The sequence below is a fragment of the Enterococcus sp. 125944 genome (genome assembly GCF_051909435.1).
Classification (GTDB): domain Bacteria; phylum Bacillota; class Bacilli; order Lactobacillales; family Enterococcaceae; genus Enterococcus_D; species Enterococcus_D gallinarum.
The window spans coordinates 148,275-162,301 of the sequence record NZ_JBQASY010000005.1 but is presented as its reverse complement, the minus strand read 5'-3'; the positions used below and the strand labels follow the sequence as shown (position 1 = coordinate 162,301).

Below are 14,027 nucleotides of genomic sequence, written 5' to 3'. Positions count from 1 at the left end.
AGAGACTTTTATTCTGTTTCAAATTAATATAATTACGAAATGATATTGAGTACAAGAAAGTTCTTTTTACCAGATCTTTTAAATCGAAAAATCTGATATATATATTTATAGTACTAAAAATCTGATTAGATAAAAAGCTAATTCAATAGGAAAATAAAGGTAGTGAATAAAAGCAAAGCCCTTGTTAGTAGTTAATCTAACAAGGGCTTTGGTAGGGAAAATGGTAGGAAACCATCTTATTTTTTACGAAAATCAGGAACTTTAGTAATTGAATAATGTTGATTTATAGGTATTCCTCATCCATATTATGTTGGCTCTTTATTCCCACTCCACAGTTGCAGGTGGCTTACTCGTAATATCATACACGATTCGATTGACGTGTGCGACTTCGTTCACGATACGGACGCTGATTTTTTGTAAGACTTCCCATGGGATGCGGGCAAAGTCAGCGGTCATGCCATCGATGGAAGTGACTGCACGGATGCCAACAGTGTAATCGTACGTACGGCCATCACCCATTACACCTACAGAGCGGATACCTGGTAGGACAGTGAAGTATTGCCAAATGTCGCGATCCAATCCAGCATTGGCGATTTCTTCTCGCAAGATGGCATCTGAATCACGGACGATCTCTAATTTTTCTTCAGTCAATTCGCCAAGAACACGGATACCTAGACCTGGTCCTGGGAATGGTTGACGCCATACGATGCTGTCGGGCATGCCTAATTGGGTTCCTAATTCACGAACTTCGTCTTTGAACAATGTGTTCAATGGTTCGATCAATTTGAATTGCATATCTTCAGGCAGACCGCCTACGTTGTGGTGAGATTTGATCGTTTGTGCTGTTTCTGTTCCTGATTCGATCACATCGGTATAAAGGGTCCCTTGTGCAAGGAAAGACACGCCTTCTTCACCGGCCAGCTTGGTTGCTTCGTCATCAAAGACATAAACGAATTCATTCCCAATGATCTTGCGTTTTTCTTCTGGATCAGAAACACCAGCCAATTTGGATAGGAAACGCTCTTTGGCATCAACTTTGATAATATTCAAGCCGAATTTTCCGCCAAGACTTTCCATGACTTGTTCGGCTTCTCCTTTACGCAATAGACCATGATCAACAAAGATACACGTTAATTGTTCACCAATCGCTTTTTGTAAGAGAACACCAACGACAGAAGAATCAACACCGCCGGATAGACCTAATAAGACTTTCTTATCACCCACTTGTTCGCGGATCTTAGCGATCTCCATATCAATGAAGTTGTCCATTGTCCAGTCGCCTGTACATTGGCAAACATCGATTGCAAAGTGACGCAACAAATCATTGCCATATTCGGAATGACGGACTTCGGCATGGAATTGGATACCATACATTTTGCGCTCTGCATGTTGGATAGAAGCAATTGGACAGTCTTTGCTGGTGGCAACGACGTCAAAACCTGCTGGCGCTTGGGTAACTAAATCGCCATGACTCATCCAAACTGTTTGTTTCACAGGTGTATTTTGGAAAAGAGCAGCATCGGCAGAAGTGACTTCCAATTCTGCTTTACCGTATTCGCGGTTTTTGGCTGGTTCAACTTTTCCGCCTAATTTATAAGTAATCAACTGCATACCGTAACAGATTCCTAACACGGGGATCCCCAAATCAAAAATCTTTTCATCAATACCAAATGCCTTCTCATCATACACACTGTTTGGACCGCCAGAAAGGATGATCCCTTTAGGATTCATCGCCTTTACTTCTTCAGCAGTAATGCGGTGGCTCAATAACTCTGAGAAAACACCGAACTCACGAATACGTCGGGTGATCAGTTGATTGTACTGACTACCGTAATCGAGTACGATAATTTTTTCAACGTTTGGCATGTTGTCAACGTTTGTCACAATAAATTACCTCTATTCTTTTAGTTTTATTGAAAAAAGGAAGATTCCTTTTCAACAGCATAAGGGTGAATAATGAAGCAGTCAATATTTTCGCAAGAATACTTCATCGATTGAATGGTGCTTTGTTTTATGGAGAATTATATCGGCTCTGCTGCGTGTAGGCAAGATATACTCGTGTAAATTCTTTAAATTCACATTTTTCCATACTTCTTTTGCCATTTTGATTGCTTCACCGCGGTCGCCAATCGCATACTGATAGTAATAATTGTTTGGTTTTTGAAAAGCCGTATCCAAAAGAGATTCAAAACGCTCTAAATACCACTTTTCGATCAGATCGGGCTGCGCATCCACGAAAATCGAAAAGTCGAAGAAATCACTGACATAAATCTGCTGGTTCGCGGGCAGCTGTAATGTATTGATTCCTTCAACGATCAAAATATCTGGCTGATTGATGATTTCAAACGTATCAGGAATAATATTATAAACTTCATGAGAGTAAACGGGGATCTTGATTTCAGATTCTCCAGACTTCACCGCGTTCAAAAAATTGATCAATGCTTCCATGTCATAACTTTCAGGGAATCCTTTTCGATCCAAGATCCCTCGTGCTTCTAGAACCTCGTTTGGGTACAAAAAGCCATCAGTAGTAATCAGTTGCACGGTGCGCCGAGGGAAAAGCCGGCTCAACAGGTTTTGAACCAAACGCGCCGTTGTGCTTTTACCAACAGCGACACTGCCGGCAATGCCAATAATGAATGGCGGCATTTTGACATAACGATGCAAGAAAAGTCCTTTACTTAACGTGAGAGATTCAAATTCTTTCATATAAAGGTGGATCAGATGGCACAGTGGCACGTAAACATCTTCGACATCTTGGACCGAGATGCGGTCATTCAAACTTTTGATATTGTCTAATTCTTCTTGAGTGAAAGGCATCATGCCATTGGTGTAAAAGCCTTGCCATTGCTCCCGAGGAATTTGATAAAAATTCATGGTTTCTTGCATGTTCGACTCCTTCATATAGAACCTGTCTATCTTTGCAGACCGGTACTTGGCCTTCAGAAAAGGCTGATTTTCTGTATCTGGTTGCTGCTCGGAAATATTTTACCATAGAAATGGCAGGAACTTATAAAAAAACCAGGAAAAATCGTTGGCAAAGAAACGAAAATTATCTAAGATTCATTGAGGAAACGATTATCGGGAGTTTACTTCTGCAGGAATTTCGGTATCATGGAAAAGAGTCAGCAAATGAAATGCTTTTGATTGTCAAACAGATAAAGCGAGAACTATCGCTAGTTAAAAGAAAAAAGGGTGAACAAAGATGGGAAATCACTATTATACAGAAAATCCGGATACCGCACATGATTTTGAGCAGTGGTCTTTTGAGTTGAAAGGGAAGAAATTTCAGTTTGTGACAGACAGTGGTGTCTTTTCGCGGGAGACCGTCGATTATGGCTCTCGTGTATTGATTGATGCGTTTGAATGGTCGGATTTGCCGGAAGGTGTGATTTTGGATGTTGGTTGTGGCTATGGACCGATTGGCTTGTCATTGGCTCATGCCTCGGGACGTCAAGTGGAAATGATCGATATCAATCAGCGCGCTGTCGATCTTGCCAAAGGGAATGCGCAACGTAATGGCATCGAAAATGTCGATATTCATGCTTCGAATATCTACGAAACCTTAAACCAATCCACCTATGCAGCAATTCTCAGCAATCCGCCGATCCGAGCGGGCAAAGATGTCGTACATGAAATCTTGACTGGCGCTTTTCCGTTATTGAAGTCTGGTGGCACATTAACGATCGTGATTCAAAAGAAACAAGGTGCCCCCAGTGCCCAAAAGAAAATGCAACAAACCTTTGGTAATGCCGAAATCATCAAAAAAGACAAAGGGTATTATATTATTCAAAGCTACAAAGAATAAGCGCGCAAAGCAGACGTTTTTCACGTTTACAATAGGTTTACCTGTTTTTTAAAGACCACGATCATTTGCTAGGAGCTGCCTAGAATCGCTGGTCTTTTATTTTTTGCTTTCTTTTGTCGATTTTTTTAAGGAATGGAGCTGTTTTTTAACCCTTGTAAAAAGAAAATTTTGGAAGAAAGCAAGGGGTGCTATTTTTTTTAGAAAAAATTTGCTACACTTTAGGCAAGAAAGAGGTGAGAAGTAAATGAAACTGACAATCAAGCAGATTGCTGAAATGGCAGGGGTATCTGTAACTACTGTTTCGCAAATTCTGAACAATAAAGGTAGCCGTTTCAGTGAAGAAACCCGCAAACGGGTACTGGATATCGTTAATAAGCACCATTATAAGCCAGATTTTTTTGCTTCGAATCTAATCAATCGCCACTCAAAAACGATCGGTATGATTGTTCCTGACGTTACGGATTTTTTCTTTTCTAAAATCATTGAAGGAGCAGAAAGCTATTTCAATCCATTGGGGTATATGCTGGTATTGTGTAACTCCCGACATAGCCAAGAAAAAGAAATACAATATTTGAGAGAGCTGTCTCATCGATCAGTGGATGGTATTCTTTTGGCAACACCGCATCAGCTGCCTGACGAGTATTCATTGAAGAGCGGTTTTTTTGATGACCGACCAATTATTCTCGTCGATCGGGGAATCAATCAAAGAGACAATGGCCGTTTGATTGTGAAAGAATACGAAGGCGCTTATCAAGCAGTCAGCTATCTGATCAATAATGGCCATCAAAACATCGGTATGCTAAAAGAAAGTACTGGTTATTATCAATTGGAAGAACGTTTCAATGGTTATCGTCATGCGTTGAAAGATCATCAGATCCCGTTTAAAGGGCGTTACGTGGAGTCGGCTGAGTTAACAGTGACCGGCGGATACGATGCCTGCAAGAAATTATTGAAATACCGCGAGCTTACGGCTATTTTTTGTGGGAATGATGCTATGGCGATCGGCTGTTATCAAGCAATCTATGAAGCAGGGAAAAAAGTGCCCGAGGATATTTCTGTGATTGGTTTTGACGCATTGAAGCTAACGGAATACATCACACCACCATTGACCACGGTGATGCAGCCAACCTTTGAGATTGGCTTTACGGCAGCGAAATTTTTGGTAGACGCCATCGAGTTTCCTTCTCGAAGAATTCCAAATAAGATTTTTGATACAAAATTAATTCTTCGTGAGAGCGTGAAGGCATTGACAATTGCGAAATAGTGCGGTATATTTCCAATTGTAAGTGTTTTCATAGTTTTGTTTTATATAGTAAACCGTTTTACTAAAGTGGTTTACCTACAAGAAAAATATTGTATAATGTCAGAGGAAGCGAGGGTCATTTTGATGCGAATGGTGGATTTAATTGAAAAGAAGCGTGACGGTAAGTCATTGACAAAGGAAGAGATAGACTACATTGTAACTGCGTATACTGAAGGAAGTATTCCAGATTATCAGATGAGTGCTTTGTTGATGGCTATTTTTTATGTGGATATGTCCGATGAAGAAATCACAAACCTAACTTTAGCTATGGCAAATTCTGGTGAAGTCATTGATCTTTCTTCAATCGAAGGCATCAAAGTAGATAAACATTCAACAGGGGGTGTCGGTGATACTACCACGTTGATTCTAGCACCACTAGTAGCAAGTGTTGGTGTGCCAGTTGCCAAGATGTCTGGTCGTGGACTTGGTTACACAGGCGGTACGCTGGATAAATTAGAATCAATTCCCGGGTTTCAGATTGAGATTGCAGAAGAAGAGTTTATTCGCCTCGTAAACGAAAGCAAAGTAGCGGTTATCGGTCAGTCGGGGGATTTGGCCCCTGCAGACAAAAAATTATATGCGTTGCGGGATGTCACAGCAACCGTAAGCTCGATTCCATTGATCGCTAGCTCGATCATGAGTAAGAAAATCGCAGCAGGTGCGGATGCCATCGTGTTAGATGTGACGACTGGTGACGGTGCTTTCATGAAGAAAATTGAGGATGCCAAACGCTTAGCACAAACGATGGTTCGGATTGGCAAATTAGCGAACCGTCAGACAATGGCAGTGATCTCAGATATGTCACAGCCGTTAGGCGAAGCCATTGGAAATAGTTTGGAAGTAGTGGAAGCTATTGAAACATTGCAAGGAAACGGTCCAGCTGATTTAGAAGAAATGTGCTATGCATTAGGCAGCCAAATGGTTGTTTTAGCCCAAAAAGCCGCATCGTTGGAAGAAGCACGCGCATTATTGGAAGAGGCACTGCACTCTGGTAAAGCGTTGGCTAAATTTCGTGAAATGATCCGTAATCAAGGTGGCGATGATTCAGTGATCGATGATCCAAGCCAAATCTTGACTGCCAATTATCAAAGAGCATTACCAGCAAAAACTTCTGGCGTCGTAACTAAGATCGTTGCCAATGAACTAGGCATCGCAGCTATGATGTTAGGTGCCGGCCGCAAAACCAAAGAAGAAGACATCGATCACGCAGTAGGAATCAAACTGCATAAAAAAGTGGGAGAGTCTGTTGAGCAAGGTGAAGCACTGTTAACGATCTACAGCAACACAGAAGCCATCGATGATGTCATCGAAATGATCTATCAAAATATTGAAATCGGAGAAAGCGGCGGTGAGCCACCGTTGATCCATGAAATCATTACAGAATAAGGAGCGAGTGGAATGGAATTAAATCGCATGATCGACCACACTATTTTAAAGGCAGATGCAACAAAAGAAGATGTCTTGCGCATCATTGAAGAGGCAAAAACCTATCACTTTTATTCTGTCTGTATCAATCCTACTTGGGTAGCTTTGGCAGCAGAAGAATTAAAAGGTGAACCGACGGCTGTTTGTACCGTGATCGGCTTTCCTTTAGGTGCCAATACATCAGAAGTCAAAGCTTATGAAACGGCAGATGCCATCAAGAATGGTGCCGATGAAGTGGATATGGTCATTAATATTGGTGCCTTGAAATCAAAACAGTTCAAAAAAGTTCAAGCGGATATCGAAGCGGTTGTTGCAGCAGCTAAAGACAAAGCATTAGTGAAAGTCATTATTGAAACAGCACTTTTAGACAATGAAGAAATCGTAAAGGCCTGTGAATTAGCGAAAGCAGCAGGAGCTGATTTTGTCAAAACATCGACAGGATTCTCTACTGGCGGAGCGGTTGTTGCTGATGTCAAACTGATGCGTGAAACAGTGGGCCCTGAAATGGGTGTGAAAGCATCTGGCGGCATCCATAACGAAGCAGAAGCAGCAGCAATGGTCGAAGCAGGAGCAAATCGTTTAGGAACCAGTGCAAGTGTAGCAATCGTTACAGGGTCAACGGGGGCTGGCTACTAATTCAATAAAGTGAGGTTCATCATGACAAAAGCGAAAAAAGAGTGGATCGAAACGGCAGTTGCCGCATTAGACAAAGCTTACGTTCCTTATTCTAAATTTCCAGTTGGGGCCTGCTTGGTCACCAAAAAAGGAACCATCTATCAAGGCATCAATATCGAAAATGCTTCGTTTGGCTTAACGAATTGCGCGGAACGCACCGCATTTTTCAAAGCAATTTCAGAAGGCGAAAAAGACTTTCAACACTTAGTTGTTGCTGGTCATACGCCAGAGCCTATCTCACCTTGTGGCGCCTGCCGCCAAGTAATGGTTGAGTTCTGTCAGCCGGATATGCCAGTCACTCTTGTGGGAGACGATGGTATAATCAAAGAGACAACTGTCGAAGGGTTGCTGCCATATTATTTTACGAACAAAGATCTATAAACCATGTTCATTCAGTCGAAGCGGCTGTTGAAAAATAAAAACTATTTTATAGGGGGCTTTACAGCAATGAAAAAAGCAAAATTATTTAGTTTAGGAATTGTTGCAGTGGCTGGGTTGACACTACTTGGTGCATGTGGCAATGGAGGAAAGTCAGGTTCGACTGATTCAACAGGCGGCGGTTCTGCAGACGGCAAAACAGATGCAGCACACAGTGTAGCAATCGTTACCGATATCGGTGGTGTAGATGACCGTTCATTCAACCAATCTGCTTGGGAAGGTTTGGAAGCTTGGGGGAAAGAACATAACATCGCTCGCGGTGTTGGTGGATATGACTACGTTCAATCAAATGAAGCTTCAGAATATACAACAAACGTAAATGGTGCTGTCCAAAACGGATTCAAAACGATTTTTGGTGTCGGTTACCTATTGAAAGATTCAATTGAAGCAGCTGCAGCACAAAACCCTGATACTCAATTTGGGATTATCGATGATGTCATCGAAGGCAAAGACAATGTTGTTTCTGCAACCTTCAAAGACAACGAAGCAGCTTACTTAGCTGGTTTTGCAGCAGCTTATACAACAAAAACAAACAAAGTTGGCTTTATCGGCGGTGAAGAAGGTGTCGTAATCGACCGTTTTGAAGCTGGTTTTATCAAAGGTGTCGAAGATGCTTCTAAAGCATTAGGCAAAGAGATTAAAATTGATTCTCAATATGCAGCATCATTTGGTGACCCTGCAAAAGGGAAAGCCCTAGCAGCTTCAATGTACCAAGGCGGCGTTGACGTAATCTTCCATGCTTCAGGTGGTACTGGTGCTGGTGTCTTCCAAGAAGCAAAAGCAATCAATGAACAATTGAACGAAGCTGACCTTGCAGACAAAAAAGTTTGGGTTATCGGTGTAGATAGCGACCAACAAGACGAAGGTGCATACAAAACAAAAGACGGCAAAGAAGACAACTTCACATTGGCTTCAACACTTAAAGGTGTAGGCGCAGCCGTACAAGATATTTCAACACGTGCATTAGAAGATAACTTCCCTGGCGGCGAACACATCGTTTATGGTTTGAAAGACGGCGGTGTAGATATCACTGAAGGTTTCTTATCAGATGATGCAAAAGCAGCGATCGAAACAGCAAAACAAGATGTGATCGATGGCAAAGTTGAAGTGCCAGAAAAACCAGAAAAATAAGCAAGTTTTTTTAAACAATGAAAAAAAAAAGACAAGAAATTCTGAACGATAGTAGAGTTGAGCGATTCGCTATCGTTCAGATGCTCGTCTTGCTAATACATCTTTAGTGGTTAATGTCTTGATGAAAGCTGTTGAGTTTTCATGAGGATAATAACCATCCTAAGCAATAGCATTTATTTGTATTAAAAATTGTTGTGTCACTGAGTGTGAGAGCGAATTAGAAAGTAAGGATGTGAGAAACTTGGCTGAAGAAAAATATGTTGTAGAAATGCGCCATATCACCAAAGAGTTTGGAACCTTCAAAGCCAATGACGATGTCAACTTACAAGTAAGGCCGGGAGAAATCCACGCATTGCTTGGGGAAAACGGAGCTGGCAAGTCGACCTTGATGAATATGCTGTCAGGTTTGTTAGAACCGACATCAGGCGATATCTTGATGAATGGGGAGAAAGTGAATATTACTAGCCCTACAGCAGCTAATAAACTTGGCATTGGTATGGTCCATCAGCATTTTATGCTGGTTGACGCGTTTACTGTCACGGAAAATATCATTTTAGGAAGCGAACCAAATAAATTGGGTGTGTTGGACCGTAAAAAAGCCCGCAAAGAAATCAAACGGGTTTCTGAGCAATATGGCTTATCGGTTGACCCAGATGCTTATGTGCGAGACATCTCAGTCGGGATGGAACAGCGTGTGGAGATTCTAAAAACATTATACCGGGGTGCAGATGTACTGATTTTTGATGAACCAACTGCAGTACTGACACCACAAGAAATCGAAGAATTGATTGTCATTATGAGAGGACTTGTTCGGGAAGGAAAATCCATCATTTTGATTACTCATAAGTTGGATGAAATCAAAGCAGTAGCGGACCGTTGTACAGTGATTCGCCGAGGCAAAGGAATAGGTACAGTCAATGTCAAAGACGTAACGTCACAGCAATTGGCAGATATGATGGTTGGTCGTTCTGTTTCCTTCAAAACACCGAAAAAACCTGCAGAACCAAAAGAAGTCGTCCTGTCTATCGAAAACTTAGTTGTAAAAGAAAATCGCGGCCTAGAGGCTGTTAAAGGCTTAAGTTTGGAAGTGCGGGCTGGGGAAGTTCTGGGGATTGCCGGAATAGATGGCAACGGACAGTCGGAATTGCTACAGGCAATCACAGGATTAAGAAAATCCGAAAGCGGCAAAGTCTTATTGAATGGTGACGACATTACAAATTTCAAGCCTCGTAAAGTAACGGAGGCAGGTGTCGGGCATGTGCCGGAAGACCGTCATAAATATGGATTGGTTCTAGACATGATGCTTTCAGAAAACATTGCTTTACAAACGTATTATCAAAAACCGCTGAGCAATTATGGCGTGCTGGACTACGGGGAAATGAATGAATTTGCCCGTGGATTGATCCAAGAGTTTGATGTCCGTACAGTCAATGAGATTGTTCCTGCTCGTGCCCTCTCTGGCGGGAATCAGCAAAAGGCGATTATTGCACGGGAAATCAGCCGTGATCCGGATCTTTTGATCGTAGCGAACCCAACACGGGGCTTAGACGTAGGCGCAATTGAGTTTATCCATAAACGTTTGATCGAACAGCGGGACAAATTCAAAGCTGTCTTGTTAGTCAGCTTCGAATTAGATGAGATTTTGAACGTATCAGACCGAATCGCCGTTATCCATGCTGGTGAGATTGTTGGCGTCGTTGATCCGAAAGAGACATCAGAAAAAGAACTCGGATTACTAATGGCGGGTTATTCATTAGAAGAAGCCCGACGCGAGCTACAAATGGAGGAAGTAGGTGGTTCTGTTGAATAACCGCAAAGAAAAAATTCGGAACCTGCTTGTGCCGATCATTGCTGTTCTACTTGGTTTTATCCTTGGTGGAATCATCATGGCGGCATTTGGTTACAGCCCAATCGATGGGTATCTTCAAATGTTCCGTACCGTATTTATCAATGGTCAAAGCGGCGGATTGAATGCTAGAAATATTGGTGAGATTTTCGTTACAGCTGGTCCACTGATTTTTACAGCTTTGGGATTCGCAGTAGCGAATTCTGCAGGATTCTTTAATATCGGTCTTTCTGGACAAGCATTAGCAGGATGGGTAGCAAGTATCTGGGTCGCATTGTCTATGCCAGATGCTCCTCGAATCATCGTGTTGCCTACCGCTATTCTTGTAGGGGCAGCCTGTGGTGCAATTGCTGCAGCTATTCCAGGTATCTTACGTGCCTTCTTTGGTACGAGTGAAGTTATCGTAACTATTATGATGAATTATATTTTATTGTATACAGGAAATCATATCGTCAATAACGTCATGAATGAATCCATGATCACAACAAAAGGTGTGACCAAAATGGTAGGCGACAATGCCTCTTTACAAACACCTTTCTTAGCAAATTTGACCAACAATTCCCGGTTAAACATTGGTATTTTCATGGCACTGATCTTCCTCGTGTTGATTTGGTTCATGATGAAGAAAACAACGTTAGGTTATGAGATTCGAGCAGTTGGTTTGAATCCAACCGCATCTGAGTATGCTGGGATGAGCAGCAAACGGACAATCATTATTTCAATGATCATCTCTGGAACATTAGCTGGATTAGGTGGCGTCGTTCAAGGTTTGGGAACTTTTGAAAACTTCTTCGTTCAAGGTTCGTCATTGAGTATTGGTTTTGATGGGATGGCAGTCTCATTATTAGGCAGCGGGTCTTCGATTGGGATTTTACTTTCTGCATTGCTGTTCAGTGTTCTTAAACTGGGCGGACAAGGAATGCAGTTTGCAGGGATTCCTTCAGAACTTGTTGATGTCGACATTGCGATCATCATCTTCTTCGTTGCGATCAGCTACGTGATTCGTTTTGTATTAGCTAAAATCTTTGATGGCAAAAAGGAAGTCGCTGTTGTCCAAGAAATTGAAGCAAAGCCAAATAATCAAGATCAGGAAGGAGGAACCATCTAATGAATATCAGTTTAATTTCTTCGATCGTCACACAAACGTTGATTTATGCTGCACCATTGATCCTGACTGCACTGGGCGGCGTTTTCTCAGAGCGAAGCGGGATCGTTAACGTAGGTCTTGAAGGAATCATGGTGATGGGTGCCTTCAGTTCGATCGTTTTCAATATTGAATTTGCGTCACAATTTGGTGCATGGACACCTTGGTTAGGAATGCTAGTCGGCGGGTTAGTAGGAATGGCCTTCTCACTGCTGCATGCTGTAGCCACCATCAACTTTAGAGCAGATCACATTATCAGTGGTACCGTAATGAATTTGATGGCGCCAGCGCTGGCTGTCTTCTTAGTTAAAGCCATCTACAACAAAGGGCAAACAGACAATATTCAACAAACATTAGGGTATTTCAATTTTCCTGTGTTGCGTGATATTCCTGTGATTGGTCCAGTCTTCTTTAACCAAACGTTTTTACCTGCTTACTTTGCGATCTTGATTTCTGTGATTGCTTGGTTTGTCATCTTTAAAACACGATTTGGCTTACGGCTACGTTCCGTGGGTGAACACCCTCAGGCAGCAGATACCTTAGGAATCAATGTCTATGTGATGCGCTATTCTGGCGTGTTGATCTCCGGTTTCCTAGGCGGAATGGGTGGCGCGTTATTTGCCCAATCAATCGCTGGACGTTTTGCTGTAACAACGATTGCCGGTCAAGGGTTTATCTCAATGGCAGCAATGATCTTTGGTAAATGGAATCCGTTAGGTGCGATGGGCGCTGCAATTTTCTTCGGCTTTGCGCAAAACATCAGTATCGTTGGCGGACAATTGCCAATCATTTCCTCCATTCCAGCGGTTTATCTACAAGCAGCACCATATGCGTTAACAATTATTGTTCTAGTGCTGTTCCTTGGGAAAGCGGCAGGACCTAAAGCTAACGGTAAGAACTACATCAAATCTAAATAATTTTTTCTGTATGAAAGGGTGGGGCTATGGGACATGTTTGTGTTGCTGTGCCCTGCCCTTTTTTTTGTGTAGCAGCAAGAAACCCAATATCTCAAACATCCTTAAAGGCAAATCTTTCTTATTTCTAGTATGATAAGAAAAGAATAACAATAAAAGAAAGTAGGGAAAAGAATGTTTAAACGTGTACATTTGATCGTAATGGATTCTGTAGGTATCGGTGAAGCGCCCGATGCAGAAAAATTTGGTGACGTTGGTTCTGATACATTAGGACATATCGCCAAAGAAGCTGGATTGACGATTCCTCATTTGGAACAGTTAGGTCTTGGTACGATCCGACCGCTGGATGGTGTCAAAAATGTAGCAGACCATGACGGCTATGCAACGAAACTAGAAGAAATCTCTGTCGGAAAAGATACCATGACTGGACACTGGGAAATCATGGGTTTGAATATTCAAAAACCGTTTCGTGTGTTTCCTGACGGATTTCCTCAAGAATTGCTGCAACAAATCGAAGAATTTTCTGGACGTAAAATCGTCTGCAACAAACCTTATTCCGGTACAGCAGTCATTGATGATTACGGTGAACACCAAATGAAAACAGGCGATTTGATCGTTTATACGTCTGCCGATCCAGTCTTGCAAATTGCAGCTCATGAAGAAATCATTCCGTTGGAAGAATTGTACCGCATTTGCCAATATGTGCGTGATATTACCAAAGATGAACCATATATGATCGGCCGCATCATTGCTCGCCCTTATGTTGGTGAACCAGGAAACTTCACCCGGACAAGCAACCGGCATGACTATGCACTGGATCCTTTTGGACACACAGTGTTGGATTCGTTGAAAGATGCTGGCAAAGACGTCATCGCTGTCGGAAAGATCAATGACATCTTCAATGGTCAAGGAATCACTGATTCAGTAAGAACAAAGAGCAATATGGATGGTGTGGATCAGCTATTGAATGTGATGAAGCAAGACTTTACCGGCCTAAGTTTTACTAATTTAGTTGATTTCGATGCGCTTTACGGCCATCGCCGGGATGTTGTCGGTTATGCTCATGCCATTGAAGATTTCGATTTAAGAATCCCAGAGATTCTGGATGCCATGGCTGACGATGATTTATTAATGATCACAGCCGATCACGGAAATGATCCAACCTTTACTGGGACTGATCATACAAGAGAATATGTACCATTATTGGTTTACAGCAAACAATTTAAAGGACAAGGCCAACTACCCCAAGGCCATTATGCCGATATTTCAGCAACAATTGCAGAAAACTTTGCAGTACCGGCAACAGAAAATGGGGAAAGCTTCTTAAATCATTTAAATTAGAG

12 protein-coding genes are annotated in these 14,027 nt (G+C 42.1%); 10 read left to right on the top strand and 2 right to left on the bottom strand.

The features are described from left to right. Positions 1-318 precede the first annotated feature (318 nt). Both guaA and coaA read right to left on the bottom strand, forming a co-directional pair. Positions 319-1,884, bottom strand: coding sequence for a glutamine-hydrolyzing GMP synthase (gene guaA, locus ACTFWY_RS06645; protein ID WP_096710874.1), 1,566 nt, complete (start codon positions 1,882-1,884; stop codon positions 319-321). A gap of 81 nt (positions 1,885-1,965) precedes the next feature. Beyond that, positions 1,966-2,889, bottom strand: a complete 924-nt coding sequence (gene coaA, locus ACTFWY_RS06640; RefSeq protein WP_003127932.1) for a type I pantothenate kinase — start codon at positions 2,887-2,889, stop codon at positions 1,966-1,968. A 316-nt stretch (positions 2,890-3,205) separates the two neighbouring features. Between coaA and ACTFWY_RS06635 the strand changes: the two genes are divergently transcribed. From ACTFWY_RS06635 to deoB, 10 genes are all read left to right on the top strand, one after another. Then, positions 3,206-3,808 (top strand): class I SAM-dependent methyltransferase, encoded by a 603-nt coding sequence (locus tag ACTFWY_RS06635; protein WP_096710875.1) that lies wholly within the window; start codon positions 3,206-3,208, stop codon positions 3,806-3,808. 244 nt (positions 3,809-4,052) lie between these two features. Next, complete coding sequence (locus tag ACTFWY_RS06630; RefSeq protein WP_003127935.1) at positions 4,053-5,072, top strand: LacI family DNA-binding transcriptional regulator; 1,020 nt, start codon at positions 4,053-4,055, stop codon at positions 5,070-5,072. Between the two features lie 123 nt (positions 5,073-5,195). Further along, the gene (locus ACTFWY_RS06625; RefSeq protein ID WP_439926666.1) at positions 5,196-6,497 is read left to right on the top strand and encodes a pyrimidine-nucleoside phosphorylase; all 1,302 of its coding nucleotides are present in this window, start codon (positions 5,196-5,198) and stop codon (positions 6,495-6,497) included. Between the two features lie 12 nt (positions 6,498-6,509). Beyond that, positions 6,510-7,172: a deoxyribose-phosphate aldolase gene (gene deoC / locus ACTFWY_RS06620; protein WP_005470021.1), complete on the top strand. Its 663-nt coding sequence runs from the start codon at positions 6,510-6,512 to the stop codon at positions 7,170-7,172. A gap of 21 nt (positions 7,173-7,193) precedes the next feature. Continuing rightward, a complete protein-coding gene (locus ACTFWY_RS06615) occupies positions 7,194-7,592 on the top strand; it encodes a cytidine deaminase (RefSeq protein WP_003127939.1) in 399 nt (132 codons plus the stop codon). A 66-nt stretch (positions 7,593-7,658) separates the two neighbouring features. Next, positions 7,659-8,780, top strand: a complete 1,122-nt coding sequence (locus ACTFWY_RS06610; protein ID WP_003127940.1) for a BMP family lipoprotein — start codon at positions 7,659-7,661, stop codon at positions 8,778-8,780. Between the two features lie 268 nt (positions 8,781-9,048). Continuing rightward, entirely contained in the window at positions 9,049-10,590 is a 1,542-nt protein-coding gene (locus tag ACTFWY_RS06605) for an ABC transporter ATP-binding protein (protein WP_369915288.1), read from the top strand. Beyond that, positions 10,583-11,734, top strand: a complete 1,152-nt coding sequence (locus ACTFWY_RS06600; RefSeq protein ID WP_156247658.1) for an ABC transporter permease — start codon at positions 10,583-10,585, stop codon at positions 11,732-11,734. The genes ACTFWY_RS06605 and ACTFWY_RS06600 overlap by 8 nt, the downstream gene beginning before the upstream one ends. Further along, entirely contained in the window at positions 11,734-12,687 is a 954-nt protein-coding gene (locus tag ACTFWY_RS06595) for an ABC transporter permease (protein ID WP_003127943.1), read from the top strand. The genes ACTFWY_RS06600 and ACTFWY_RS06595 overlap by 1 nt, the downstream gene beginning before the upstream one ends. A 171-nt stretch (positions 12,688-12,858) precedes the next feature. After that, positions 12,859-14,025 (top strand): phosphopentomutase, encoded by a 1,167-nt coding sequence (deoB, locus tag ACTFWY_RS06590; RefSeq protein ID WP_005470022.1) that lies wholly within the window; start codon positions 12,859-12,861, stop codon positions 14,023-14,025. Positions 14,026-14,027 lie beyond the last annotated feature (2 nt).